Consider the following 26,250-nt stretch of genomic DNA (forward strand, 5'->3'; position numbering starts at 1 on the left):
ACCTGCTCCACCATTCCGCCACAATCAAAAACTGCGCCGCGGCCGTCAGGTCACGCGCACATAGCTGGTCATTCCCGTCTTCTGGTGCTCGATGATGTGGCAATGGAACACCCAGTCGCCCAGATTGTCGGCGACGAGCGCGAGATCCGCCGTCTCGTCCGGCTGCAAAAGGATCGTGTCGGTCGGGTGCCCGATAAGTCGCGGCTGGTTCGAGGCGACAGCACAAAAGCTCATGCCGTGCAGGTGGATCGGGTGGGCGTGCGGCGTGCGGTTGGCCATGCGGAAAACATAGCTTTTGCCCAGCTTCAGCTCCGCAAGCGGCGCGACCGGATCGGACGCGTCGCCCGGCCAGGCGACGCGATTGATCGCCCAGAAGGTATAGCCGAGCGAGCCGCAGATGCTGGGTTTCGCCCCGTGCTCGGCCGTCGCGGTGAATTCCATCGGGATGATCTCCGCCGCCTTCGTGTCCGCCACGGCGATCGGGTTGGCCTGAAGCGCCACCACGTCTTTCAATTCGCGCTTCAAACTGGTTCCGACCGCCCGGAAGGAGGCGACCGTCCACGGCGCGCTGCCCTTCACGTTGCCGAGCGTGACGATCTCACCTTCGTCGTCCGGCATGCGCAGCACGAGGTCCATGCGCTGGCCGGGGCCGACGTCGTGGAGGTCGAGCGGGAAGGGCGCTTCCAGCGGGTTCCCGTCGAGCGCGACCACCATCGCCGTCCCGCCCTCCAGCCCGAACCGGTAGATGCGGGTCACGTCGGTTGCGCAGATGCGGACCCGGACGAGACCGCCCGCCGGTGCGTCATAGATTGGAGCCTGCAACCAGTTCGTGGTGCGGACGGTCCCATAAGTGCCGCCGCGGGCGGCATCGCGCGGCTTGAACTGGTCGATGAACTGCCCGTCGCCGCCGAGCCGCCAGTCGCGCAGATTGAGCACGATCTCCGCGTCGAACACCGGATCGTCGGGGTTTTCGACGACGATCACGCCGGTCAGTCCGCGGCCGATCTGCTCCAGCGTGTTGCAATGGGGATGATACCAGAAGGTGCCGGCATCGGGCGGGGTGAAGCGGTAGTCGAACCGGTCGCCGGGGTAGACATAGGGCTGCGTCAGTTCCGGCACGCCGTCCATGGCGTTGGCGATCCGCAGCCCGTGCCAATGTACCGTCGTCGGCTCCTTGAGCTCGTTGACGAGCCGAGCCGAGAATTCCTCACCCTTGCGCATGCGCAGCACCGGCGGCACGCCGTCGCCGGCCGCACCGAGCCGGTAGGACATCGTGCCCTTCGTCGCTGCCTCTCCCGAAAGTCGTGCGCTCCCCTCATAAGCGATGAGTTCCGTTGGAGCCTCCGCCAGCGCGCGACGTGCCAGCGGCAGGGCAAGGCCGGTCCCGTAGGCGGCGGTGACGAGTGCGGAACCCTTGAGAAGCGTGCGGCGGCTGATCGGCATGGGGCATCCAGACAGGAAATTGACGTCGTCGCCTGATTAAACCTGATGGCGAAACTCATCAATACGGCAAATCAATCCTATGACCGGTGTGGCGGCAGGGGCTACGGGTAGATAGCCGCACCATGATCGTGCATGATGCATGCACAGCGCGGACGGCATCCCTTCCACCCCAGCATTCTGAGGCAAGAAATCCAATGACCCCATCGGAGCAAATCGACCAGCTGATTGCGGGTCTCTCAGACTGGCGCGGCAAAACATTTGCCAGTGTCCGCAAAACCATTCTCGAGGCCGACCCGGAAATCATCGAGGAGTGGAAGTGGATGGGAAGTCCGGTGTGGTCGCGGGATGGAATGATCGCCGTCGCCGACGCCCACAAGGGGAAGGTGAAGCTGACCTTTGCCCACGGGGCGAGCCTGCCGGATCCGGACAGGCTCTTCAACGCCAGCCTAGACGGCAACGCGCGGCGGGCGATCGACTTTTTCGAGGGTGACGAGATCGACGCGCCGGCGCTGATAAACCTTGTCCGGGCCGCTATTGAGCACAATCGAACGAAGTTGAAAAAGAATGCCCCCGCGGCTGCCCGGGCGAAAGCGTCAAAGAGCAGCGGGACTTGAGCCATTGCTCCTACGCTGCGGCTCCTGCCGCGGCATTCCAGCCCAAGGCGCGTAAGGCGCGGGCAGTGCCTACCGTTCCCCGCCGTTGCGTCCCTCGCCGGCAAGTTTGTTGAAGAAGGCGGAGGTGCGCAGCAGGCTGCGGAAGCGTCCGTGCCGCTGTTCCGCCGGAACGCCGGGCCGGGCGGTCATGCGCAGCAGCGTGTAGCCCATGAAGATCACCATGATGACGGCGGTGTAGGTGAACAGCGCAGTGGGTCCGAAGATGTCGAGCAGCACCGAGGCGAAGAGCGGACCGATGATCGCGCCGATCGACCAGAAGAACAGCATGCCGGCGGAGACCAGCGCGTGCTCGCCGTCGCCGGCGTGGTCGTTGGCATGGGCCGAGCAGAGCGAGTAGAGCGGCATGGCAAAGGCGCCGAAGACGAAGATGCCGACCATGTTCAGCCATTCGTCGCCGCCGGCGAAGATCGCCAGGAACAGCGCGGCGAGCGTTGCGCCGAGCGTCGCGATCAGGATGATCACACGCCGGTCGAACTTGTCCGAATAAAGCCCGAGCGGATATTGCAGCACGACGCCGCCGATGATGCCGGCGCTCATGAAGCTGGCGATCTCCGTCACCGACAGGCCGATTTCCTGGCCGTAGATCGGCCCGAGCGAGCGAAAGGCGGCGTTCGTCAGGCCGACGACGATGCAGCCGATCGTGGCGAGCGGCGATATGTTCCAGAGTTTCTTGACGTCGAAGCGGATCGCTTCGGGCGCGATCGGGCTGGAGCGATCGGCGAGCGAAATCGGCACCAGCGACAGCGTCAGCGCCATCGAGATGATCGCGAAGAGCTGGAAGCCGCCGATGCCGACCCCGGGAATGAGATACTGCGCCGCCGTCACCGAGCCGAGGTCGACGAGGCGGTAGACCGAGAGCGTGCGCGCCCGGTTGGCATTGGTGACGCTGGCGTTCAGCCAGCTTTCGACGGTGGCAAACAGGCTTGCGAAACAGAGCCCTGCCAGCAGACGCATGAAGAACCAGAAGGTCGGGTCGATGACAAGCAGCATCGCGAGCGACGAGGCCGAGGCGATCGCCGCCATGGCCGAGAAGGTACGAATGTGCCCGATCGCCCTCAGCACGCGGGTGACATAGATGCAGCCGATCGCAAAGCCGATGTTGTAGCCGGCGCCGACGACGCCGATCAGCGAGGTGGAAAACCCTTCCTGCGAAGCACGCAGCGAGATGAACGTCCCCTGCAGTCCATTGCCGCCGATCAGGATCCCGGCCGTGACGAGTAGGGGAAGGAGAGGACGGATCTGGCTCATGCTGCCGCCGGAGAAGGGAATCGGGGTCGAGGTGTGACGTCCATTCCTACAAGCGGAAAGCGTGCGGCGACAGTGCCAGAAGCGACACGCACGGACTTTTTGCGCAGCGGGGGATACCAGCCAATCACCGACGCCCTATGCTGCACTTTAACCGCGGCTCTACCGCTGACCGCGCCCGTCGCAGCAGGGCCCTGGGAGGCGGGCGAGGATAGATGAGGGAAAAGGCAGTTTGGCGTGCGGCGGTCATCGCAGCGTTTTCGCTATGATTGCGTTCAGTAAAGCTGATGCCGTTTGAAGTTATCGCCCAGGGCAACGACACCTACTACGGCGCGAGCGGACGCGAGGTCGTGTATGGCGGTGACGGCAGCGCGGCGACGAATATGAAGTTGACGTCACCGGCGGCAGCGCCGTCGACACGGTGGCGGCCCAAAGCGGTCAAACAGTCGACCTGCAATTGCTTGTGCTCGGAGGGCGCATCGTGGCATTGGGACGACCTTCCCTCTGGAGACTGGCACATGACCAAAAATGCAAGGGCCGGACGATCATGGAAAAGACTGGTGCTCATTGCATCTCTTTTCACGTGGTCACCCGCAAACGCCACACCAGTGCTCGTTGTGGATGCCGAAACTCACCAGGTGCTCCATCAGGAGGATGCGGGTGTCCCCTGGTATCCGGCCTCGACAACCAAGCTCATGTCTGCGCTCGTCGTGTTTGAAGCCCTTCGATCTGGCGAAGTCAGCTTGACGACGCCAGTCACCATGACGCGGAACGCCATGAAACAGGCCTTTCTGGAATCCGGCCTATCCGTCGGGCGAACGATGACGCTGGAAGACGCGCTTTTTGCTATGATCACCGCATCGGCAAACGACGTCGCTGTAGGCCTGGCAGAAGCCGTGGCCGGCAACGAAACGTCTTTCGTCCGGCGAATGAATGAAGCGGCTGCACGTCTTGGGCTCACAGGCACGCATTTTTCCAACCCAAACGGCCTGTTTGACCGGAACAACTATACGACCGCGCGCGATCTTGCGATCCTCGGAATGGAAGTGGACCGAAAATTCTCGGAATATCGCCGCTTTTTCCTGGCCTCCGCGGTCACGATCGACGGCAAAGAAATCAAGTCCAACAATCTGCTGCTAACCCGTTTCAACGGCACGATCGGCATGAAGACCGGTTTTCTATGCGCATCCGGACGAAACTTCATTGGTATGGCCACGCGCAACGGAAAGCGCGTGATGGTGGTTATTATGGGCGCGACCACAGAACGGGAACGTAACGAACGGTCAGCGCAATTTCTGACAGAAGCCTTCGACGGCCGTCTGTCGCCCGGTGCAGGGCTTGTCGACGATCTGCAAAACCGTACCGATGTCGCGCCACCGGACATGCGCATTCAGCTCTGCACCGACCAGAGCGCAGACTACGAGACTGCCCGGAACAAGCTTTATCCAATGGGCCTGCCTGGGCACGAATCCTATTTGCGCGACCAGATACCTAGCCAGATCCATACGATCAGCACCTGGGCCAATGATAACGCAGCGGATGTACCAATACCCACTCCACGACCTTCATAACAACAGCAACGCCCGGCGTTGCCAGCTGAGGCCAATGCCCCGTCCGAAACACCACATGACGCGGGCGGAAGAATCCGTCGCGCGATCGTTGCCGCTTGTCCGGTCGCAGCCTGCAAAGCGCATAAAGGCGACGCGGTCCGGAGCCCGCTTCGGGCGCCTCGACGCTCCCAAGCCTTGACAAATCGGGCCGGTCATGCGCTTGTCCGCCCGATTTTGAAGACGTGTGGCTGCGCTTGCCGGAGCCGCCCTCGAACGCATTCCAGGATAGAACAATGCACCGTTATCGCAGCCATACCTGCGCCGCCCTCCGCAAGTCCGACGTCGGTCAGACCGCTCGCATCTCCGGCTGGGTCCACCGCGTCCGCGACCACGGCGGCGTGCTCTTCATCGACCTGCGCGACCACTACGGCATCACCCAGGTCGTCGCCGACCCGGACAGCCCGGCCTTCAAGATCGCCGAAGCCGTCCGTGGCGAGTGGGTGATCCGCATCGACGGTCTCGTCAAGGCGCGCACCGAGGACACGATCAACAAGCATATGGCGACCGGCGAAATCGAGCTCTACGCCAAGGAGATCGAGGTGCTGTCGGCGGCCAAGGAACTGCCGCTGCCGGTGTTCGGCGAGCCGGACTATCCCGAAGACGTGCGCCTGAAGTACCGTTTCCTCGATCTGCGCCGCGAGACGCTGCACAAGAACATCGTCAAGCGCACCCAGATCATCGCCGCCATGCGCCGCGAGATGAACAATGTCGGCTTCACCGAATATTCGACGCCGATCCTGACGGCGTCCTCGCCGGAAGGCGCGCGTGACTTCCTGGTGCCGAGCCGCATCCACGAGGGCATGTTCTACGCGCTGCCGCAGGCGCCGCAGCAGTACAAGCAGCTTCTGATGGTTGCCGGCTTCGACCGCTACTTCCAGATCGCCCCCTGCTTCCGCGACGAGGATCCGCGCGCCGACCGCCTGCCCGGCGAGTTCTACCAGCTCGACCTCGAGATGAGCTTCGTCGAGCAGGAAGACGTCTGGAACACGATGGAACCGGTCATCCGCGGCATCTTCGAGGAGTTCGCCGACGGCAAGCCGGTGACGCAAAAATTCCGCCGCATCCCGCATGAAGAGGCAATCCGCACCTACGGCACCGACAAGCCGGACCTGCGCAATCCGATCGAGATGCAGGCCGTCACCGACCACTTCCGCGATTCCGGCTTCAAGGTCTTCGCCAACATGATCGCCTCGAACCCGAAGGTCGAAGTCTGGGCGATCCCGGCCAAGACCGGCGGTTCCCGCGCCTTCTGCGACCGCATGAACGCCTGGGCGCAGAGCCACGGCCAGCCCGGCCTCGGCTACATCTTCTGGCGCAAGGAGGGCGAAAAACTCGAAGGCGCCGGCCCGCTCGCCAAGAACATCGGCGAGGAGCGCACCGATGCGATCCGCACGCAGCTTGGCCTTGACGATGGCGATGCCTGCTTCTTCGTCGCCGGCGACCCGGCCAAGTTCTACAAGTTCGCCGGCGAGGCCCGCACCAAGGCTGGCGAAGAACTGAACCTCGTCGACCGCGACCGCTTCGAGCTCTGCTGGATCGTCGACTTCCCGTTCTTCGAGTACAACGAGGACGAAAAGAAGATCGACTTCGCCCACAACCCCTTCTCGATGCCGCAGGGCGGCCTGGAAGCGCTCGAGAAGCAGGATCCGCTGACGATCAAGGCGTTCCAGTACGACATGGTCTGCAACGGCTTCGAAATCGCCTCGGGCTCGATCCGTAACCAGTCGCCGGAACTGATGGTCAAGGCCTTCGAGAAGGTCGGCCTCAGCCAGACGGACGTCGAAGAGCGCTTCGGCGGCCTCTACCGCGCCTTCCAGTACGGCGCCCCGCCGCATGGCGGCATGGCCGCCGGCATCGATCGCGTCGTCATGCTGCTCGTCGGAGCCAAGAACCTGCGCGAAATCTCGCTGTTCCCGATGAACCAGCAGGCGCAGGACCTCCTGATGGGTGCCCCGAGCCCGGCAACGCCGACGCAGTTGCGCGAACTCGCCCTGCGCGTGATGCCGTCGCCGAAGAAGGACTGAGCAGGCTTTGCAGCGGAGCCGCTCCGGTTTCGGGGTGGCCCGCTGCGGCGCAAGTCGGAACCGTTTCCTTGCCCGGTCGTTCTGCGACTGTGCAACAAGGAGAACGACCATGCGCAATCTCTTCATCGCCATGACGGTGGGTGCCATGAGCCTGTCCGCGTCGGCCTATGCCCAGAGCACGACAGTCGTGGTTCCCGGCGAGGCCCGGACTTATGTTCTGGAGCAGCAGGTGCCGTCCGTGGTCTACGAGGGTGACGTCGTCGTTGGTGAACCGATCCCTGACATCGTGGAACTCCACACCATCCAGGGGCATGGTGATTATGCCTATGTCGTCGTCAATAACCGGCGGGTGATCGTCAATCCGCAGACGCGTGCGGTGATCCAGGTTCTCGAATAATGGAAGGGCCCGGCGTCCAATGCGCCGGGCTTTTTGCTTGTCTTGTGCAAGACACGGAGAGCGACGGACCCCATAGCAGGCGCGATGACGGCGTCGAGGCGGCGCGAGCCGGCGAGGCCGGCCAGTCGGTCCAGAAACAGAAAAGGCTCGGCATCGCTACCGGGCCATCTTCATTCGTAGCCCTTTGGCTATTCGTTTGCCGTCACCTTCACGCCCAGCACCTGCGGGATCGTGTTCGGCGCGCCCATGGCGGCACCCATGATCATCGGGAAGGGGACCGGGTTTGCCGGGGCGGCGCTGATGGTGATCGACTTCGGGTCGTCCAAATAGGTGTTGACGGCCTGGGCGATCTGGTTCTGCAGTTCCGGCATGTTGAGCTGCGCGATCATCAGCGGCACCATGCCCTTCAGTGACTGCGCCATCTGCTCGCCGGAGACGCCCTGTTCGGCGCCGACCACGTCGAGCACCTTCTTCGTCAGCGAGGCGTCGGCGAAGCTGATGGCGGCGCTGTTGAAGGTGAGTTGCTGCAGCAAGCCCATCATCGACATGCCGAGCGCGGCATTGGCCTCGTCCTTATTCGGATTGGCCTGGCTCGCTTCCATCGCCTGGCGCATCGCGTTGAGGAATTCCATCGTATAGCCGGAAATGGCGAAGGAGAAATCTAGCCGGCCGACGTCGTTGAAGTCGAGCGCGTATTCGTCGAGCGCAAGCTTGCCGCTGGCGAGTTCCCAGCTGCCCTTGATGGTCATCTTGCCGTCGATCGACTGCATGCCGAGCTTTTCGATCGTTTCCTTGGACTTCGCGTCCTCGACCTGGGTCAGGTCCGCCTTGATGTCCGAAAGCGTGGCGTCGAAGGTGAGCCCGGCATCGCCGTCCATGCGCCCGACATTGGCCTGCATGCCCGACATGGAAAAGACTTCCGTGCCCTTGCTGCTCACGGTGACCGGGCCGGAACTGGCCGTTTCGTACATGAGCATGGAATCGAGCGAGTGCGTGTCGACCTCTGCGGGAATGGTCAGGCCGCCGATCTGCAGATCGGATGCGGTGATGGTTACGCCGTCCTCGGTCGTGTTGAAGTCGGGAAAGCGAACGGTTTCAATCGTGTAGCCGCCATCGCCGTCTTCCTCGACGCCCTCGAGCGTCACATCGCCGATTTCCGCGGCTTCACCGCCGGCCGACGCCATCTTCGCCCCCTCGAGCGTGACCGTGTCGCCATCGACGACGATGTTGCCGTAGGAAACGGTGACGCCGCTCGTGGCATTCGCCGCATTCAGCTTGTTGACCAGGTCGGTGCCGTCGATGGCGAAGGCGGGAGTTGCGAACGCCGAGAGTGCGACGCCGGCGAGCATCCTGCGAAGGGTGCGGTTCTGAAGCATATTGTCCTCTTGAATGGATTTGTAACGGCGAATACCGTCTCCGGCAGTTAGACGTGTCGGGCGCGAACTATATTCTGACCGGGTTAAGTGTCTATGTCGACGAAGTGTAAGATGTGAAAGTTCCGCAATTGTGGCTCACCGGCGTCAGACGCTATCCACAACGCAGTCGCCCGGTTTTCCTTGCCGAGAATCGGCAGATTCGGTAGTCAAGCCCCATGGGACAAGAGATTTTGCCGCCCTCTGGCGGAGACGATCATATCCAACCGGTTGACCTGAAGGCGGCGCTGGAAGAGCGCTATCTGGCCTATGCGCTTTCGACCATCATGCACCGCGCGCTGCCGGACGTGCGCGACGGGTTGAAACCCGTTCACCGCCGCATAGTCCACGCCATGCGCGTGCTCCGGCTCGATCCGGGGCAGGCCTACAAGAAGTGCGCCCGCATCGTCGGCGACGTGATGGGTAAGTTCCACCCGCATGGCGATGCCTCGATCTATGACGCGCTGGTGCGCCTGTCGCAGGATTTTGCCATTCGCTATCCGCTGGTGGACGGACAAGGGAACTTCGGCAACATCGACGGCGATAACGCTGCCGCCATGCGTTACACCGAAGCGCGGATGACCGAGGTCGCCACCCTGATCCTGGAGGGGCTGGACGAGGACGCGGTCGATTTCCGACCGACCTACAACGAGGAAGACGAGGAACCCGTCGTCCTGCCGGGCTCCTTCCCGAACCTGCTCGCCAACGGCGCCGCGGGTATCGCGGTTGGCATGGCCACCTCCATTCCGCCGCACAATGCCCATGAATTGTGCGACGCCGCGCTCCACCTCATCAAGAATCCGGACGCAACGGTCGAGGATCTGATGTTCGACCCGGCCAACCCGCAGAAGGGCGGTGTCGAGGGGCCGGATCTTCCGACTGGCGGTGTCATCGTCGAGAGCCGCGAAAGCATGATCGAGTCCTATCGCACCGGCCGCGGCGGATTCCGCGTTCGGGCGAAGTGGGAAACCGAGGATCTTGGCCGCGGCGGTTACCAGATCGTCGTCACCGAAATTCCCTATCAGGTGCAGAAGTCCCGCCTGATCGAGAAGATCGCCGAGTTGCTGCTGGCCCGCAAGCTGCCGCTGCTGGAGGACGTCCGCGACGAATCGGCCGAGGATGTGCGCGTCGTGCTGGTGCCGAAGAGCCGCAGCGTCGATCCGACCATCCTGATGGAATCGCTGTTCAAGCTCTCCGAACTCGAAAGCCGAATTCCGCTGAACATGAACGTGCTGTCGATGGGGCGCGTGCCCCGCGTCATGGCGTTGAACGAGGTTCTGTCGGAATGGCTGGCGCATCGCCGCGAGGTGCTCGTGCGCCGTTCGCGTCATCGCCTTGCCGCGATTGAGCGGCGGCTGGAAATCCTCGGCGGCTATTTGGTCGCCTACCTCAACATCGACGAGGTCATCCGCATCATCCGCGAGGAGGACGAGCCGAAACCCGCCCTGATGGCGCGCTTCTCGCTCACCGACCTTCAGGCGGAATCGATCCTCAATATGCGCCTGCGCTCGCTGCGCAAGCTCGAGGAATTTGAGATCCGCACCGAATTCGACGCGCTGACGAAGGAGAAGGCGGAGATCGAGGCGCTCCTCGGTTCGGAGCCGAAGCAATGGCAGACGGTCGCCTGGCAGATCGGCGAGGTGAAGAAGAAGTTCGCCAAGGCGACCGAGATCGGCAAGCGTCGCACCCAGTTCGCCAATGCGCCAGAGGCGGATGTGGAGGCGATCCAGCAGGCGATGATCGAGAAGGAGCCTGTGACCGTCGTCATCTCGGAAAAGGGCTGGATCCGCGCCCTCAAGGGCCACCTCGCCGATGTCTCCGGCCTCCAGTTCAAGGAGGGCGACGCGCTCAAGGTGGCGTTCCCGGCCCAGACGACCGACAAGATCCTTGTGGTCACGACCGGCGGCAAGGTCTACACGCTCGGCGCCGACAAGCTGCCGGGTGGCCGCGGCCATGGCGAACCCCTGCGCATCATGGTTGACATGGAGAATGACCAGGACGTGCTGACGGCGTTTGTCCATGATTCCGGCCGCAAGGTCGTCGTCGCCTCGCAGGCCGGCAATGGTTTCGTGATCGCCGAGACGGAAATGGTTGCCAATACCCGCAAGGGCAAGCAGATCATGAACGTGACGATGCCGGACGAGGCGAAGCTCGTCGTGCCAGTGCGCGGCGACCACGTCGCCGTCGTCGGCGAGAACCGCAAGATGCTGGTCTTCCCGCTGGTCCAGCTTCCGGAGATGTCGCGCGGCAAGGGCGTGCGCCTGCAGCGCTACAAGGATGGCGGCGTTTCCGATGTGCGCTGCTTCGCGATCGATGAGGGCCTGTCGTGGGACGACAGCGCCGGGCGTAACTTCGTGCGCACCAAGGATGAACTGGCCGAATGGATGGCTGATCGCGCCAGTGCCGGCCGAACCGTGCCGAAGGGCTTCCCGCGGAGCGGCAAGTTCAGCGGGTGAGGGGCTCCGGCTCTTTAGCCGGAGTACGGGACAGTAAAGTCGCACAGTAAGCGCTGCTTATTCGCCCGCAAAGGCCCTATCCCGCCTCCGTCACCATGCCGCTCTTCAGCACCGCTGCCTTTGCCTTGCTGCGCATCTGCCAGAGCGAATGGAGCAGCAGGGCGGCGATCAGGATCGAGCCGCCGACCAGCGTCTGGTTCGAGGGGCGCTCCGTGAAGATAATCCACACCCAGATCGGTGCCAGCACGGTTTCCAGGAGGTAGAACATGCCGACCTCTGGCGCGGAGAGGAACCGCGGACCGGTGGCCAGGCACCAGAAGGCGAGCGGCGCCATCACCAACCCATCGAAGAGAATGAAGCCCGGCCGTTCGAGTTGCAGGACGCCGCCCGGAAGCATGAAAAGCGCGGCAAGGCCCGGAATGACTGCCGCCACCAGTGGCACGAAACCCATGTCCGCGCCGCTCTTGCGGCTGATGGTGATGGCCGTTGCCAGCAGGAAGGCCGAACAGGTCGCCATGGCATCGCCGAAGAAATTGCCGCTCTCGAGTCCGTCGTGGACGATGAGCGCCACGCCGCAGACCATTGCGGCCATCGTGATAAGCGTGGCATTCGTCGGACGCTCGCCGAGGAAGATCCAGGAGAGGAGGGCCGCGAACATCGATGTGAAGGCGAGGATGAAGACGACGTTGGCGGTCGTCGTGTTGAAGACCGACAGCATGAAGGTCAGCGAATTGATGCCGTAGAGGATACCGACCACGAGCCCGGCCCGGCCGGGGATCAGCGCCATCGGCCGCTTCAACAGGAATCGAATGAACGACCAGGCCGCGATCGCGACGAGGAACGTCGACAGGCTGCGCACGGCGAGCACCGACCAGACGTCGCCCTGCGAGGACCTGATCAGGGGAATGTCGAAGGAGAGGGCAAGGCCGCCGATCGCGGTAATGAGGAGCCCCTTGCGATGCAAGGAGAGGTCTTGGGCTTGTGACACTCGAAAATCCGATTCTCAGGCTGAACTTTCGCCATCATAGCGTTCCCAGCCCTGGGACAGCAGGTGCTCCTGCGGCAAAAACTTTACCTTGTAATCCATTTTTTGCGAGCCCTTGACCCAGTAACCGAGGTAGACGTGCGGCAGCCCCAGCGCCTTGGCCCGCCGGATGTGGTCGAGAATCATGTGGGTCCCGAGCGAGCGCGGCGCGCGTTCGGGATCATAGAAGGAATAGACCATCGACAGGCCGTCCCCCATCTTGTCGGTCAGGGCGACGGCGACGAGTTCACCGCGCGGGCGCTCATCGAGACCCGAGCCTTCCTGGCGCAACCGATACTCGATGATCTTGGTATGGACATGGGTGTCCTCGACCATCATCGCATAGTCCAGCACCGACATGTCCGACATGCCGCCTTTCTGGTGGCGGTTGTCGAGATAGTGGCGGAACAGCGAATACTGCTCGCTCGACGGCTCGGCGGGGTACTCATAGGCGACGAGATCGGCGTTGGCCGCGAGCACGCGCCGCATCGACCGCGACGGGCGGAATTCGTTGACGAGGATGCGAACGGAGATGCAGGCGCGGCAGGTTTCGCACGCCGGCCGGTAGGCGATGTTCTGCGACCGGCGGAAGCCGCCCTGGGTCAGGAGATCATTGAGTTCGGGCGCGCGCTCGCCGACGAGGTGCGTGAACACCTTTCGCTCCATCTCGTGCGGCAGGTAGGGACACGCCGCCGGAGCCGTCAGATAGAATTGCGGAGCAGGGGTTGTCTGGGTGTTCATTTTTCGGCGCGCGACTCCAACCGGGCCTCACAAACAGTATTAGCATGGCGCAACTGAGGAAAAGGTCAACTCCGGCAAACGGGAGGTTTACGACCTGACGAAGGTGGCGGTGGATATCCCGAAGGATAGCCCACAGGCGCGAACGTTCACAGCCTTGATGGTCGAACGACAACGGTGCCGAGCAACAGGTCGTGCAGCAGGCGGCTGCGATCGGTGAAGAGGCCGATCAGCAGAATGAAGGGCGTCAGGATCGCGTTGCCGATCCAGAACAGCACGAGATAGACGACGGAGGTCAGGAAATCCATCGGCCGCCCGTCGACCCGCATAACGGCAAGGTCCATGACATTCATGCCGACGCTCGCCTGGTTCGGCCCGCCGATCGTCAGCCCGAAGTAGAGCATGGCGACGATGACAAAGAGCACCGGATAGAGCATCCAGCCCAATCCCAGCGTGATGATGCCGAGGAAGAACACGACAACGGCCGCCGGCACCCACAGCAGCGCGACGATCGCGTAGTCGATCAGGAAGGCAAAGACCCGCCGCGACAGCACGCCGCGATAGGCACGCCAGTCCGTGCTCGGCAGACGAACCTCGTCATAGTTGCTCATGAAAAAACTCCTGTGCTCCCTTACCGCACTGATATGGGAAACGCCGGCGCAAATGCAATGCACGGCACGAAATCGCGCGATGGTGGCGCACAGGAGTTTTTTGCGATCCGTCAGCCCCTTTTCGACAAGGCCCGGGCGACCTCGACGGCGAAATAGGTGAGAATGCCGTCGCAGCCCGCACGCTTGAAGGCGAGCAGCGTCTCCATCATCACGCGGTCGCCGTCGATCCAGCCGTTCATCGCGGCCGCCTTGATCTGCGAATACTCGCCGGAAACCTGGTAGGCGAAGACCGGCAGGCCGAAGGCCTCCTTCATCCGCCAACAGATGTCGAGGTAGGGCAGGCCCGGTTTGACCATCAGCATGTCGGCGCCTTCCTCGACGTCGAGGGCTGCGTCGCGGATCGCCTCGGTGCCGTTGGCCGGGTCGATATAATAAGTCTTCTTGTCGCCCTTCAGCAGCCCGCCGGTGCCGATTGCGTCGCGATAGGGGCCGTAGAAGGCGGAGGCGAACTTCGTCGCATAGGACATGATGCCGACGTTCTGGTAGCCGGCATCATCGAGCGCCTGGCGGATTACGCCAATACGCCCGTCCATCATCTCGGACGGGGCGATGATGTCGGAACCGGCATCCGCCTGGATCACCGCCGCTTTCGCGGCTTGCTCGACGGTTTCGTCGTTGACGATCTCACCCTCGCGCAGGATGCCATCGTGGCCGTGGCTGGTGAACGGGTCGAGCGCCACGTCGGTGATGACGCCGATCGAGGGCACATGTCTTTTCAAAGCCCGCGTTGCCTCATTGATGAGGTTGTCGCCGGCCAGACAGTTCGAACCGGTCTCGTCGCGCAAGCTCATTTCGATGTTCGGAAAGGTGGCTAGTGCCGGAATCCCGAGGTCGGCGGCTTCCTTCGCAGCCTCCACCAGACGGTCGATGCTCATACGGTTGACACCGGGCATGGCGGCGATTGGTTCGACGACGTTCGTGCCGGGCACGACGAAGACGGGCCAGATGAGATCGTCCACAGTCAGGCGATTCTCCTGGACAAGCCTGCGCGTCCAATCCGCCTTGCGGTTGCGGCGCATGCGCCGGTGGCCGGTGATCTGGTCGACGATGTTAGTCATGAATTTGCCCTTGCCGTTGTTGCGGCGCTCATAGCACGCCTCGCGCGGCTTGCCAAAACCGAAGGCGTGGCGCGAATGCGGCACAAGGCCGCTTGCGAAAACAATGCGGCTTTATGCCCGGCGGGGGGCTGCTATTGTCGGCCGATGGTTTCTGATTCTCCGAACATGCCGCGGCGGACGCTCACGGATACGCTGTTCATGCTGTTCTTGCGGCTGATGGCGGTGGTGTGCCTGTGGTTCGCGCTGCAGTATTGGGCGATGGTCACCGGTTTCTCGCTCGGGGGCAGGGGACGCTTCGATCTTCTGCCGCCCGCCTGGAAGGCAGCTGCAACCGCGCTTGCCGTGATGTTTCCGGTCGCCTCCGTCGGACTATGGATGCTTGCGCCCTGGGGGGCGGTCGTCTGGGTGCTTGCCGCGGCCACCGAAATTGCCATGCACGAATTCTATCCGTCGATTTTCGGCATCAACCGTTTGCTCGTCTTGACCCATGTCGCCGTGGCCGCCGTGTACCTCGTGTTTCAGGTCGCGCTCTTCTTCCAGCGCCGCAAGCAGGCGCGACAGGTAAGGACTGATTTACCCTGAGCCACGGTTGCGAAAGGGTAAGGTACTGTTAAGGCTGCGGTTTAAGTAGAATTTTAGACGCATTCGATAGGGTCTCACTCAAGGCGGGAAAAAGACACCGCCACCAAAACAGTGAGGCAGAAAACATGAACACGAAGCTGAAGCCGCAGGTCTCCGCCGTCGATGCGCAGGAAGACGCGATCCGTAACCTCTACCTGGAATCCCTCCACCTCGTCGAGCGCCTGCACCGTCGCCTGCTCGATGTCATCAAGGACGAATTCGACCGCGCCGGCCGTTCGGACGTCAACGCCGTCCAGGCGCTGCTCCTGTTCAACATCGGCAATTCCGAGCTGACCGCCGGCGAGCTGCGCTCGCGTGGCTACTACCTCGGCTCGAACGTGTCCTACAACGTCAAGAAGCTGGTCGACCTCGGCTTCATCAACCACCAGCGTTCGCGCGTCGACCGCCGCTCGGTCCGCATCAGCCTCACCGAGGCCGGCCAGGAGGTCGCCGAGACGGTCGCCCAGCTCTATGACCGCCACATCGGCTCGATCCAGAAGGTCGGCGGCATTGGCGAGAACGAGTTCAACGAGATGAACCGCCTGCTGCAGCGCCTCGACCGTTTCTGGAACGACTCGATCCTCTACCGTCTCTGAGCCGCATGGCTGACGCGTGCCGGCGCGGCGCGCATGACGATCTCCAGCGTCAAAATCAAAACCGGATGCGACCCTGCGCGTCCGGTTTTCTGCGTTCAGGCTCCGGCTGAGCCATCGACACGACCTGTGCATACGCTGCCCCGCAACACGAATCGGCCATATTGCTGTGACAGCGGACAATGGCCGTAGGCATGCGCCAGCCGCATGACCGGTGTCCGTTTGTTAACCCTGTTCGTGGTAGGCATCGTCGGATATGGCCTTTGATGGCCGCAGGACCCGTACGGGCCTTGGCCGCAATTTGCGGCCGGCAGAGAATGGTAGGATAGATGTCTCGCAAAATCGGAACTGATGCTTTTTCGCGCCGCGCCTTCCTGCGCTCCGCCGCAACCTTCGGCGCCGCCGCCGTTGCAGGCTCCGCTGCAGCCCAGACCGCGATCGACGACATCCTGAACGCACCCCGGCGCGGCAACTGGGACGACCAGTTCGACGCCAAGGCCTCGCGCACGGCAACCGCCGTCGTGTCGAACAGTCCGATTTTCGGGCCTGATTCCACCGGTCACATCCAGCAGGCGATCTTCGACTACCAGAACATCGTTTCGGGCGGCGGCTGGCCGATGGTCAACGCCTCGCAACGGCTGGAGCTCGGCGTCAGCGATCCCGCCGTCCAGACGCTCCGCCAACGCCTGATCATCTCCGGCGACCTGCCGCGTTCGGCCGGCATTTCCAACGCCTACGATTCCTATGTTGACGGCGCGGTGAAGCGGTTCCAGGCGCGCCATGGCCTGCCGGCCGACGGCGTTCTCGGTGAATACACGCTCAAGGCGATGAACGTGCCGGCCGACGTCCGTCTGGGCCAGTTGCAGACGAACCTTGTCCGCATCCAGGCCATGTCCGGCGACCTCGGCTATCGCTTTGTGATGGTGAACATCCCGGCAGCCTACATCGAGGCGGTGGAGAACAACCGCGTGGCGCTGCGCCACACCGCGATCGTCGGCAAGTTCGACCGTCAATCGCCGATCCTCAATTCCAAGATCTACGAGGTGATCATCAACCCGTACTGGACCGCGCCGCGTTCGATCGTCCAGAAGGACATCGTGCCGCTGATGCGCAAGGATCCGACCTATCTGACGCGCAACAACATCCGCCTGATCGATGGCAGCGGCAAGGAGGTCTCTCCGGAAACGATCGACTGGTTCGCCGACAAGGCGCCGAACCTGATGTTCCGCCAGGATCCAGGCAAGATCAACGCGATGTCGTCGACGAAGATCAACTTCCACAACGAGCATGCCGTCTACATGCACGACACGCCGCAGCAGGGCCTGTTCAACAAGCTGATGCGGTTCGAATCGTCCGGCTGCGTGCGCGTGCAGAACGTGCGCGACCTCTCCACGTGGTTGCTGAAGGATACGCCCGGCTGGTCGCGCGCGCAGATGGAGGCAACGATCAAGACGGGCGTCAACACGCCGATCAAGCTCGCCCAGGAAGTGCCGGTGTTCTTCGTCTATATCACCGCGTGGTCGGCCAAGGACCGCGTCGTCCAGTTCCGCGACGACATTTATCAGCGCGACGGCGTAGCCGAACTGGCGCTGCAGACCAGCTTCGGACAGGAAGGTTCCGTCGAGCAGGACTCGCTGCCGCAGTAACCACTGCCTTGCCATTCCGATGGGCCGTGCAGCCGCAGGGTTGCGCGGCCCGTTGCGTTTCAGGCCCTTCGGCGCCCCTGCGTCGTTTTTATCTCACAAGCCGTTCCGAAATGGCGCATTCGGCACAGCGGATATTGCCCTTGCCATGCGAGGACGATAAACACCGAGCCACTTGACCTTAAGGAGCCCCCGAGGATGAGCCAGTCTTCCGTCACCGACGTTTTCTTCACGCGTTCTCTTGCCGATACCGATCCGGATATCTTCGGCGCGATCGAGAAGGAACTCGGTCGCCAGCGTCATGAGATCGAACTGATCGCGTCCGAAAACATCGTGTCGCGCGCCGTGCTCGAGGCCCAGGGCTCGATCATGACCAACAAGTACGCGGAAGGCTATCCGGGCAAGCGCTACTATGGCGGCTGCCAGTTCGTCGACATCGCGGAAGAACTCGCCATCGAGCGCGCGAAAAAGCTGTTCGGCGTCAATTTCGTCAACGTCCAGCCGAACTCTGGCTCGCAGATGAACCAGGCCGTGTTCCTGGCGCTGCTGCAGCCGGGCGATACCTTCATGGGGCTCGACCTGAATTCGGGCGGGCACCTGACTCATGGCTCGCCGGTCAACATGTCCGGCAAGTGGTTCAACGTCGTCTCCTACGGCGTGCGCGAGGGCGATCACCTGCTCGACATGGACGCCGTCGCCGAGAAGGCCCGCACGCACAAGCCGAAGCTGATCATCGCCGGCGGCACCGCCTATTCCCGCATCTGGGACTGGAAGCGCTTCCGCGAGATCGCCGACGAAGTCGGCGCCTACCTGATGGTCGACATGGCCCACATTGCCGGCCTCGTCGCCGGTGGCCAGCATCCCTCGCCGTTCCCGCATTGCCATGTCGCCACCACCACGACGCACAAGTCGCTGCGCGGTCCGCGCGGCGGCGTCATCCTGACGAACGACGAGGACATCGCCAAGAAGGTCAACTCGGCCGTGTTCCCGGGCCTCCAGGGCGGCCCGCTGATGCACATCATCGCGGCCAAGGCAGTGGCCTTCGGCGAGGCGCTGCAGCCGGAGTTCAAGGACTACGCGGCTCAGATCGTCAAGAACGCCAAGGCACTCGCCGAGACGCTGATCGCCGGCGGCCTCGACATCGTCTCGGGCGGCACCGACAACCACCTGATGCTCGTCGACCTTCGCAAGAAGAACGCGACCGGCAAGCGTGCGGAAGCCGCTCTCGGCCGCGCCTACGTCACCTGCAACAAGAACGGCATCCCGTTCGACCCCGAAAAGCCCTTCGTCACCTCGGGCGTCCGTCTCGGTACGCCGGCCGGCACCACCCGCGGCTTCAAGGAAGCCGAGTTCAAGGAAATCGGCAACCTGATCGTCGAGGTGCTCGACGGTCTGAAGGTCGCCAATTCCGACGAGGGCAATGCGGCCGTTGAAGCCGCCGTGCGCGAAAAGGTCGTCAAGCTGACCGACCGCTTCCCCATGTATCCCTACATGTAAGGATAAGGTATGCGCTGCCCCTATTGCGCTTCGGAGGATAGCCAGGTGAAGGATTCCCGTCCTGCAGAGGACGGGACGGCCATCCGCCGCCGCCGCATCTGCCCGGACTGCGGCGGTCGCTTCACCACCTTCGAGAGGGTGCAGCTTCGCGAACTGATGGTGCTCAAGAAGACGGGCCGCAAGGCCCCCTTCGACCGCGACAAGCTTATGAAGTCCTTCGAGATTGCGCTGCGCAAACGGCCGGTCGACCGGGACCGGATTGAGCGCGCGGTCTCCGGCATCGTCCGACGCCTGGAGAGTTCCGGCGAAACGGAAATCTCCTCGGAGGAAATCGGCCTGCAGGTGCTTGAAGCGCTCAAGGCGCTCGATGACGTGGCCTTCGTCCGCTACGCCTCTGTTTACCGCGACTTCTCGCATGTCGACGACTTCGAGAAGATCTTGTCCGAGGTCGCCGCCAAGATCGCCCGCGATCCGGGCGGCGAGGGCTGAACCATGGCGAGCGCGGCGGAAGATAAACGCTTCATGGCCGCCGCGATCCGGCTGAGCCTGCGCAACCTGGGGCGAACCGGCACCAATCCCTCCGTCGGCTGTCTTCTCGTCAAGGATGAAATCGTGCTTGGCGCCGGTGTCACGGACGTCGGTGGTCGGCCGCACGCCGAGCGCATCGCGCTGGCGGAGGCCGGCGAAGGCGCCCGCGGCGCCACGGCCTATGTGACGCTCGAACCCTGCTCGCACCATGGCAAGACGCCGCCTTGCGCTGAGGCTTTGATCGCCGCCGGCGTTGCCCGCGTGGTCATTTCTGTCGTCGACCCCGATGAGCGTGTCGCGGGCAGGGGGATCGCCGCGCTCGAGGCCGCAGGGATTGAGGTGGAGACCGGGGTCCTGGAAGCCGAAGGGCGTCACGCTCTCGCCGCGTACTTGATGCGTCAAGTGAGCAAACGCGCATATGTGACTCTGAAACTTGCTGTTTCTTCGGATGGGATGCTCGGCCGGCTGGGTGCGGGGCAGGTCGCGGTGACGGGTCCCATCGCACGCGGCCAGGTGCACGTGCTGCGCGCCCAAAGTGATGCGATCCTGGTCGGCATCGGCACCGCCAGGGCGGACGATCCCGTGTTGACCTGCCGTCTGCCCGGGCTTGAAGACAGATCGCCGATACGCATCGTGCTCGATCACGATTTACGGCTTCCGCTCTACAGCAAGCTCGCCCTGACGGCGCGCGCAGTGCCTGTGATCGACGTTGCGCAGGAACCGCCGGAATTTGACGATGAAACCGACAAGTCCATTCTCAGTCGTCGCGCGGCGTTGGATTCGACCGGCGTCGAAGTGCTCCAGTGCAACCCGAGCCAACTGGACAGCCTGCTTGCGGGGCTTGCCTCGCGTGGCATTTCCTCGCTGCTGGTCGAGGGCGGCGCCACCGTGGCGCGCAGCTTCCTGGATGCCGGCCTCGTCGACCGCATCCACCTTTACACCGGTCCCAATCCGATTGGCGAAAGCGGGGTCGCGTCCCCATGTGTGTCCGGCGCCATGCCGCCGGGCTTCTCGCTCCGGCGGACGATGCGCTTAGGGGCAGACCTTTTTGAAGAATACGAAAGAGACGAAGCATGTTCACCGGCATTGTAACTGACATCGGCACTATCGAGCGTGTGGAGCCCATGAATGAAGGCGTGCGGTTGCGGGTGGGCACGGCCTACGATCCGGCGACGATCGACATGGGCGCGTCCATCTCGCACGCCGGCACCTGCCTCACCGTGACGGCACTTGCCCAACCGGGTTCAAACGATCGCTGGTTCGAGGTCGAGGCCTGGGAGGAGGCTTTGCGGCTGACGACGATCGGCAGTTGGCAAGCCGGTACCCGGATCAATCTCGAGCGCTCGCTCAAGATCGGCGACGAACTCGGCGGCCACCTGGTCTCGGGCCATGTCGACGGCAAGGCGGAAATCCTCTCCGTCGGGGCAGAGGGCGACGCGACGCGTTTCGTGCTGCGGGCGCCGGCTGGGCTGGAGCGTTTCGTTGCGGCGAAGGGTTCGGTCGCGCTGGACGGCACCTCGCTGACGGTCAATGCCGTCAAGGGCGACGTCTTCGACGTGCTCCTGATCCGGCACACGCTCGAGGTGACCACATGGGGTGACCGCCAGGCCGGCGACTTCGTCAACTTCGAGGTCGACACCATGGCCAGATATGCCGCACGGCTGTCGGAGTTCCCGACCCCGAAGGCCGACTGAAGCGCGTCACAATCTTTCAGGATTCGCTCGTCGCGCTTTAGTCTCTGTGCCGATTGGCTTGCGAGGCAAATTCACCCCGGTGCTCTCGTCATCTCCGATGAAATGGCGCCATCGCTCCATCCGACGCCGCAATCCGGTTTGACCGCGAAAAAGCGCTCCGGTAAACAGGCTGGACATGCGACGGTGTCCTTGGCGGGGCCGGAGAGGAGCCCGATGAGATCGGGAAGGGGATCAAGGTCGGGGCTGTCGAGACGGGAATGCCCGCACTCTCGCATGATCAGGAGGCGAGGAGAGGGCAGATGAAGCAATCGGCGCAAGCCACCAAGGGCGGAGGACCGGCCCTCGTGCTCGGCTTGGGTTGCGAGCGCGGGACCTGCGCGACGGAGGTCATGGCGCTTGCCGAGCAGGCGCTGCGCTCCTCCGGTCTCGATTCCGCCGCTCTGGCGATGGTCGTCTCCCTCGATACACGCGCCGACGAGCCGGCGATCCAGGCGGTTGCCCGCCACTTTTCCGTTCCGTTCCGCACCTTCGATCCGGAAACGCTGGAAGCGGAGACATCGCGGCTGGCCAATCCGTCCGAGATCGTGTTTCGCCACACCGGCTGTCATGGTGTCGCCGAGGCGTCGGCACTCGCGGCCGTCGGACTCGATGGTCGGCTTGTGGTGCCAAAGATCAAGTCGGCGCACGCGACCGCCGCGATCGCGGAAGCCTTTCAACCGTTCTTAGCTGCGTCTTTGCAAGCTGAGTCGGGCGTTTCACGCGTCGAGTTCTCCATCGGGAGGGTCGGTTGATGGACGCGCTGTTTTCGTCCCTTCCGGTCTTGGAACCGGGCAGCGTATGGCTGGTGGGGGCCGGACCAGGAGACCCGGGGCTCCTGACGCTGCTTGCCGTGCAGGCGCTGCGGCAGGCCGACGTTATTGTCCACGATGCACTCGTCAACGCGGAATGCCTCAAACTGGCAAAGATGGGGGCCGTGCTGGAGTTCGCCGGCAAGCGAGGCGGCAAGCCGTCATCGAAACAGCGCGACATTTCGCTGCGACTCGTGGAGCTTGCCCGCGCCGGCAAGCGCGTCTTGCGGCTGAAGGGCGGCGATCCGTTCGTCTTCGGCCGTGGTGGTGAAGAGGCTCTCACGCTTCTCGAGCACAATATCCCCTTTCGGGTGGTTCCAGGGATCACCGCCGGCATCGGCGGGCTCGCCTATGCCGGCATTCCCGTCACCCATCGCGAGGTCAACCACGCCGTCACCTTCCTGACGGGCCATGACTCATCGGGCGTCGTTCCCGACCGCATCAATTGGAAGGGCATCGCGGCCGGGTCCCCGGTCATCGTCATGTACATGGCGATGAAGCACATCGGCCAGATTGCCGAAAACCTGATCGGCGCCGGTCGGTCGCCGGATGAGCCGGTTGCATTCGTCTGCAATGCTGCGACGCCGGATCAGTCGGTTCTGGAAACCACCCTGTCGCGGGCCGCGGTAGATGCGGCCGAGTCGGGTCTCGAGCCCCCCGCGATTGTTGTCGTCGGCGATGTGGTCCGGCTTCGTGGATCGCTCGACTGGCTCGGGGCATTGCGGGACGGCAAGGCCCTGGCGCCCGACCCCTTCGGCTCGCGTACGCTGAAAGATCCCGCATGAGCGGGCTGATGATCGCGGCTCCGGCCTCCGGATCCGGCAAGACGACCGTGACCCTCGGCCTGCTTCGGGCCTTTGCGGATCAAGGAATGGCGCTGGCGCCGGGAAAGGCCGGCCCCGATTACATCGATCCGGCCTTTCATGCCGCCGCCAGCCGCGCCGACTGCATGAACTATGATCCCTGGGCGATGCGTCCGGAGTTGCTGGCGGGCCTTGCAGACAGACAGCGCGGCGGCGATCGGCTGCTTCTTGTCGAGGCGATGATGGGCCTTTTCGATGGTGCGGCGGACGGCAGCGGCACGCCTGCGGATCTTGCCGCGATGCTCGGGCTTCCAGTCGTCCTCGTGGTCGATTGCAGCAAGCTGTCCCATTCGGTTGCAGCACTCGTGCGCGGCTATGTCGATTTCCGCGCCGACGTGCGCGTCTGCGGGGTCATCCTCAACAAGGTCGGGAGCGCCCGCCACGAGGCGATGCTGCGCGACGCGCTGGAAAGGGCCGATGTCACGGTGTTTGGTGCGGTCGCCAGAGACCCCGGGCTCGTCCTCCCGGAGCGACATCTGGGACTCGTGCAAGCGGGCGAGCACGCCGCGCTGGAGGACTTCGTCAGCCGGGCAGCGGACGTGATGCGCCGGTGCATCGCCCTTGATCGAGTGGCGGACGCCAGCGTCTGCAAGACCCGGCCGGTGTCGGCGAACGTTTCGCGCCTGGAGCCCCTCGGCCAGCGGATCGCGATTGCCCGTGATCAGGCGTTTGCGTTCCTCTATGCGCATCTTCTCCAGGGCTGGAGGGACAATGGCGCCGAAATTTCTTTCTTCTCTCCACTTGCCGATGAGGCGCCGGCGGCGGATTGCGACGCGGTGTTCCTCCCCGGCGGCTACCCGGAGCTTCATGGCGAGACCCTTGCCAATGCGTCGAGATTCCGGGAAGGCATGGTTGCCACCACCCGTCGTGGCGCCCGCATCTATGGTGAATGCGGAGGCTACATGACCCTGGGGGAGGGCCTGGTGTCAGCGGACGGTACCCGGCACCCAATGCTTGGCCTGCTTCCGCTTGTGACCAGCTTCGCCGAGCGCCGCCGCCAGCTCGGCTACCGGCGTCTGACACCACTCGATGCGTCGGGGTTTTCACAGCCGATGACAGCACACGAGTTTCATTATTCGACCATCGCCCACGAGGGCGACGCCGACCGGCTCTTTTCCGCAGCCGATGCAACGGGGGCGGACCTCGGCAAGACCGGCTTGCGGCGGGGCAATGTTTCAGGTTCCTACATGCATCTCATCGACATAGCGGGGCAGCCATGAGCGAGGCGCCGATCCAGCACGGTGGCGGCATCTCGGCCGCCGCGGCGCGTCATGGCGGTCGCCCGGAAGAGTGGCTCGACCTGTCGACCGGCATCAATCCTTGTCCGGTGCGACTGCCGCCGGTCGATGCGGCCGCATGGCACCGGCTGCCGGACCAGAGCCGGCTCAGCAAGGCGCGTCTGGCCGCCGCGACCTATTATCGAAGCGGGAATTGCCTGCCGTTGCCGGTGCCGGGAACGCAGGCGGTGATCCAGCTTCTGCCCAGGATCGTGCCGCCTGGCCGCCGCGCCGCAGTCGTCTCGCCGACCTATGGCGAGTATGGTCGTGTGCTTCGGAATGCTGGGCTCGCGGTGGATGCGATCGATAGCCTGGAGGGCGTGCGCGACGAACACGCGCTGGTGGTTGTCGTCAATCCCAACAATCCCGACGGGCGCCTCTATCCCTCCGAGGAACTTCTGCGGTTGTGGCGAAGCCTTTCGGAGGCCGGCGGGACGCTGGTCGTGGACGAAGCTTTTGCCGATATCGAGCCGTCAGCCACGCTGGCGCCCCTTGCCGGTGCCGGCAAGGGGCTGGTCGTCTTCCGCTCGTTCGGCAAGTTCTTCGGCTTGGCCGGCCTGAGGCTGGGGTACGTCCTCGGCGAGGAAGCGCTGCTCGCGGATATTGCGGAGTGGCTTGGACCCTGGGCGGTTTCCGGTCCTGCGCTGACGATCTCCGCCGGTCTGATGACCGGCGATTGCGAACCGATCCGCCAGGCGATTCGCGAGCGTAAGGCGGCCCTCGACGCCGTCTTGCAAGCTGCGGGTCTCAGGATTGCTGGCGGGACACCGCTGTTTTCGCTCGTTGAGCATGAACAAGCGCAGAATTTGCAGGAATGGCTCTGCAGCCGCCATGTTCTCGTGCGCGCATTCGACTATGATCGGCGCTGGTTGCGCTTCGGTCTCGCGCCGGACGCTGCCGCCGACATGCGCCTTGCAGAAGCACTTGCCAGTTTTGGCTCCGATCCATGACCGCCACGCTCATCGTCCTTGCCGCTGCCCTCGTTCTGGACCGTATCGTCGGCGACCCGCCGAAGCTATGGAACCGTGTGCCGCATCCGGTGGTCGTGTTCGGCTGGGCGATTTCTGCATTCGATCATTTCTTCAATAGCAAGCGCATGCATGCCGAGACCCGCAGGTTCAACGGGGCGGTTGCCATCGGCGCACTTCTTGCCGTCAGCCTCCTTGCCGGCTACCTCGTCCACAGCCTGTTGATGACGCTCGGCTGGTTCGGTTTGGCGGTCGAAGCGGTGATCGTCGCGCTTTTCCTCGCCCAGAAGAGCCTTGCCGACCATGTCGGCGCGGTTGCGACCGGCTTGAAGCGTGGCGGCTTGGAGGGCGGGCGACAGGCGGTTTCGATGATCGTCGGCCGCGACCCGGCAACGCTCGACGAGCCCGCCGTGTGCCGTGCTGCGATTGAGAGCCTTTCCGAGAATTTCTCCGACGGGGTGGTTGCGCCGGCTCTCTGGTATGCCCTGCTCGGACTGCCGGGCCTGCTTGCCTACAAGATGCTCAACACGGCGGATTCGATGATCGGCCACAAGAACGCGAAGTATCTTGAGTTTGGCTGGGCATCCGCGCGGTTGGACGATCTTGCCAACTGGCCGGCGGCGCGTCTGTCGATCCTGCTGTTGGCTGCCGGCGCGTGGATGGCAAAGGGCGGCCGCGCGGCGCGTGCTGCGCTCGACCTCGCCCTACGCGACAACGGCCTCCACCGTTCTCCCAATGCCGGTTGGCCGGAAGCGGCGATGGCAGGCGCGCTCGACATCGGCCTTGCGGGGCCGCGGATCTATGGCGGCGTGCGGGTGGAGGAGCCGATGATCAACGCGGCCGGCCGGCCGATCGCGACGGCCACCGACATCGGTTTGGCACTGATGATCTTTGATCGTGCCTGCGATGCGCTGGTGCTGGCGGCTGTCGCCGGCGCATTCATTGCGGCGATCTGAGGACGGCGAG

At 63.6% G+C, this 26,250-nt stretch carries 24 protein-coding genes; 17 read left to right on the plus strand and 7 right to left on the minus strand.

Annotated elements, in window-relative coordinates; genetic code table 11:
* Positions 1–45 precede the first annotated feature (45 nt).
* Positions 46–1,443: a multicopper oxidase family protein gene (locus J2Y48_RS13415; RefSeq protein ID WP_310418558.1), complete on the minus strand. Its 1,398-nt coding sequence runs from the start codon at positions 1,441–1,443 to the stop codon at positions 46–48.
* A 194-nt stretch (positions 1,444–1,637) separates the two neighbouring features.
* On the opposite strand from J2Y48_RS13415, the gene J2Y48_RS13420 reads away from it, so the two are divergent.
* Complete coding sequence (locus tag J2Y48_RS13420) at positions 1,638–2,057, plus strand: DUF1801 domain-containing protein (RefSeq protein ID WP_310418884.1); 420 nt, start codon at positions 1,638–1,640, stop codon at positions 2,055–2,057.
* 69 nt (positions 2,058–2,126) lie between these two features.
* On the opposite strand, the gene J2Y48_RS13425 is transcribed toward J2Y48_RS13420, so the two are convergent.
* Complete coding sequence (locus J2Y48_RS13425; protein WP_310418560.1) at positions 2,127–3,365, minus strand: MFS transporter; 1,239 nt, start codon at positions 3,363–3,365, stop codon at positions 2,127–2,129.
* A 515-nt stretch (positions 3,366–3,880) separates the two neighbouring features.
* Here J2Y48_RS13425 and J2Y48_RS13430 point away from each other — a divergent pair.
* The 3 genes from J2Y48_RS13430 to J2Y48_RS13440 all read left to right on the plus strand — a co-directional run bounded on the left by J2Y48_RS13430 (position 3,881) and on the right by J2Y48_RS13440 (position 7,393).
* Positions 3,881–4,933 (plus strand): D-alanyl-D-alanine carboxypeptidase family protein, encoded by a 1,053-nt coding sequence (locus J2Y48_RS13430; protein WP_310418563.1) that lies wholly within the window; start codon positions 3,881–3,883, stop codon positions 4,931–4,933.
* Between the two features lie 272 nt (positions 4,934–5,205).
* Positions 5,206–6,996 carry an aspartate--tRNA ligase gene (gene aspS, locus J2Y48_RS13435; RefSeq protein WP_310418566.1) on the plus strand — a complete coding sequence of 597 codons (1,791 nt, stop codon included), beginning with the start codon at positions 5,206–5,208 and terminating at the stop codon, positions 6,994–6,996.
* Positions 6,997–7,105: 109 nt separating this feature from the next.
* Positions 7,106–7,393: a DUF1236 domain-containing protein gene (locus tag J2Y48_RS13440; RefSeq protein WP_310418569.1), complete on the plus strand. Its 288-nt coding sequence runs from the start codon at positions 7,106–7,108 to the stop codon at positions 7,391–7,393.
* A gap of 188 nt (positions 7,394–7,581) precedes the next feature.
* On the opposite strand, the gene J2Y48_RS13445 is transcribed toward J2Y48_RS13440, so the two are convergent.
* Positions 7,582–8,769 carry a DUF945 family protein gene (locus J2Y48_RS13445; RefSeq protein ID WP_310418572.1) on the minus strand — a complete coding sequence of 396 codons (1,188 nt, stop codon included), beginning with the start codon at positions 8,767–8,769 and terminating at the stop codon, positions 7,582–7,584.
* Between the two features lie 215 nt (positions 8,770–8,984).
* Here J2Y48_RS13445 and parC point away from each other — a divergent pair, with 215 nt between their 5' ends.
* Positions 8,985–11,261: a DNA topoisomerase IV subunit A gene (parC, locus tag J2Y48_RS13450; RefSeq protein ID WP_310418575.1), complete on the plus strand. Its 2,277-nt coding sequence runs from the start codon at positions 8,985–8,987 to the stop codon at positions 11,259–11,261.
* A gap of 76 nt (positions 11,262–11,337) precedes the next feature.
* Here the strand turns inward: parC and J2Y48_RS13455 are convergent, their stop codons facing one another.
* The 4 genes from J2Y48_RS13455 to hemB all read right to left on the minus strand — a co-directional run bounded on the left by J2Y48_RS13455 (position 11,338) and on the right by hemB (position 14,752).
* Complete coding sequence (locus tag J2Y48_RS13455) at positions 11,338–12,249, minus strand: DMT family transporter (RefSeq protein ID WP_310418578.1); 912 nt, start codon at positions 12,247–12,249, stop codon at positions 11,338–11,340.
* 15 nt (positions 12,250–12,264) lie between these two features.
* Entirely contained in the window at positions 12,265–13,026 is a 762-nt protein-coding gene (locus J2Y48_RS13460; protein ID WP_310418581.1) for an arginyltransferase, read from the minus strand.
* A 146-nt stretch (positions 13,027–13,172) separates the two neighbouring features.
* Complete coding sequence (locus tag J2Y48_RS13465) at positions 13,173–13,634, minus strand: RDD family protein (protein WP_310418584.1); 462 nt, start codon at positions 13,632–13,634, stop codon at positions 13,173–13,175.
* Between the two features lie 110 nt (positions 13,635–13,744).
* On the minus strand, positions 13,745–14,752 hold the full coding sequence (gene hemB / locus J2Y48_RS13470; RefSeq protein WP_310418588.1) for a porphobilinogen synthase: 1,008 nt from the start codon (positions 14,750–14,752) through the stop codon (positions 13,745–13,747).
* A 144-nt stretch (positions 14,753–14,896) separates the two neighbouring features.
* Here hemB and J2Y48_RS13475 point away from each other — a divergent pair, with 144 nt between their 5' ends.
* The 12 genes from J2Y48_RS13475 to cbiB all read left to right on the plus strand — a co-directional run bounded on the left by J2Y48_RS13475 (position 14,897) and on the right by cbiB (position 26,240).
* Positions 14,897–15,334 carry a DUF6163 family protein gene (locus tag J2Y48_RS13475; protein WP_310418591.1) on the plus strand — a complete coding sequence of 146 codons (438 nt, stop codon included), beginning with the start codon at positions 14,897–14,899 and terminating at the stop codon, positions 15,332–15,334.
* A 125-nt stretch (positions 15,335–15,459) separates the two neighbouring features.
* Entirely contained in the window at positions 15,460–15,969 is a 510-nt protein-coding gene (ldtR, locus tag J2Y48_RS13480) for a transcriptional regulator LdtR (protein ID WP_310418594.1), read from the plus strand.
* Positions 15,970–16,295: 326 nt separating this feature from the next.
* Positions 16,296–17,612, plus strand: coding sequence for a L,D-transpeptidase family protein (locus tag J2Y48_RS13485; protein ID WP_310418597.1), 1,317 nt, complete (start codon positions 16,296–16,298; stop codon positions 17,610–17,612).
* Between the two features lie 195 nt (positions 17,613–17,807).
* Positions 17,808–19,106: a serine hydroxymethyltransferase gene (glyA, locus tag J2Y48_RS13490; RefSeq protein ID WP_310418600.1), complete on the plus strand. Its 1,299-nt coding sequence runs from the start codon at positions 17,808–17,810 to the stop codon at positions 19,104–19,106.
* A gap of 9 nt (positions 19,107–19,115) precedes the next feature.
* Positions 19,116–19,595: a transcriptional regulator NrdR gene (gene nrdR, locus J2Y48_RS13495; RefSeq protein ID WP_310418603.1), complete on the plus strand. Its 480-nt coding sequence runs from the start codon at positions 19,116–19,118 to the stop codon at positions 19,593–19,595.
* Between the two features lie 3 nt (positions 19,596–19,598).
* Complete coding sequence (gene ribD, locus J2Y48_RS13500) at positions 19,599–20,726, plus strand: bifunctional diaminohydroxyphosphoribosylaminopyrimidine deaminase/5-amino-6-(5-phosphoribosylamino)uracil reductase RibD (protein ID WP_310418607.1); 1,128 nt, start codon at positions 19,599–19,601, stop codon at positions 20,724–20,726.
* Positions 20,708–21,328, plus strand: coding sequence for a riboflavin synthase (locus J2Y48_RS13505; protein ID WP_310418610.1), 621 nt, complete (start codon positions 20,708–20,710; stop codon positions 21,326–21,328). Before ribD ends, J2Y48_RS13505 begins: the two co-directional genes overlap by 19 nt.
* 299 nt (positions 21,329–21,627) lie before the next feature.
* Entirely contained in the window at positions 21,628–22,119 is a 492-nt protein-coding gene (locus J2Y48_RS13510; RefSeq protein WP_310418613.1) for a cobalamin biosynthesis protein, read from the plus strand.
* A complete protein-coding gene (cobA, locus tag J2Y48_RS13515) occupies positions 22,119–22,961 on the plus strand; it encodes a uroporphyrinogen-III C-methyltransferase (RefSeq protein ID WP_310418616.1) in 843 nt (280 codons plus the stop codon). The genes J2Y48_RS13510 and cobA overlap by 1 nt, the downstream gene beginning before the upstream one ends.
* Positions 22,958–24,259: a cobyrinate a,c-diamide synthase gene (locus tag J2Y48_RS13520; RefSeq protein ID WP_310418619.1), complete on the plus strand. Its 1,302-nt coding sequence runs from the start codon at positions 22,958–22,960 to the stop codon at positions 24,257–24,259. Before cobA ends, J2Y48_RS13520 begins: the two co-directional genes overlap by 4 nt.
* Entirely contained in the window at positions 24,256–25,266 is a 1,011-nt protein-coding gene (cobD, locus tag J2Y48_RS13525) for a threonine-phosphate decarboxylase CobD (protein WP_310418622.1), read from the plus strand. Before J2Y48_RS13520 ends, cobD begins: the two co-directional genes overlap by 4 nt.
* Entirely contained in the window at positions 25,263–26,240 is a 978-nt protein-coding gene (gene cbiB, locus J2Y48_RS13530; RefSeq protein WP_310418625.1) for an adenosylcobinamide-phosphate synthase CbiB, read from the plus strand. Before cobD ends, cbiB begins: the two co-directional genes overlap by 4 nt.
* Positions 26,241–26,250 lie beyond the last annotated feature (10 nt).

Origin of the sequence: Mycoplana sp. BE70 (genome assembly GCF_031455855.1) — a bacterium.
In the GTDB taxonomy this organism is placed as follows: Bacteria; Pseudomonadota; Alphaproteobacteria; order Rhizobiales; family Rhizobiaceae; genus Mycoplana.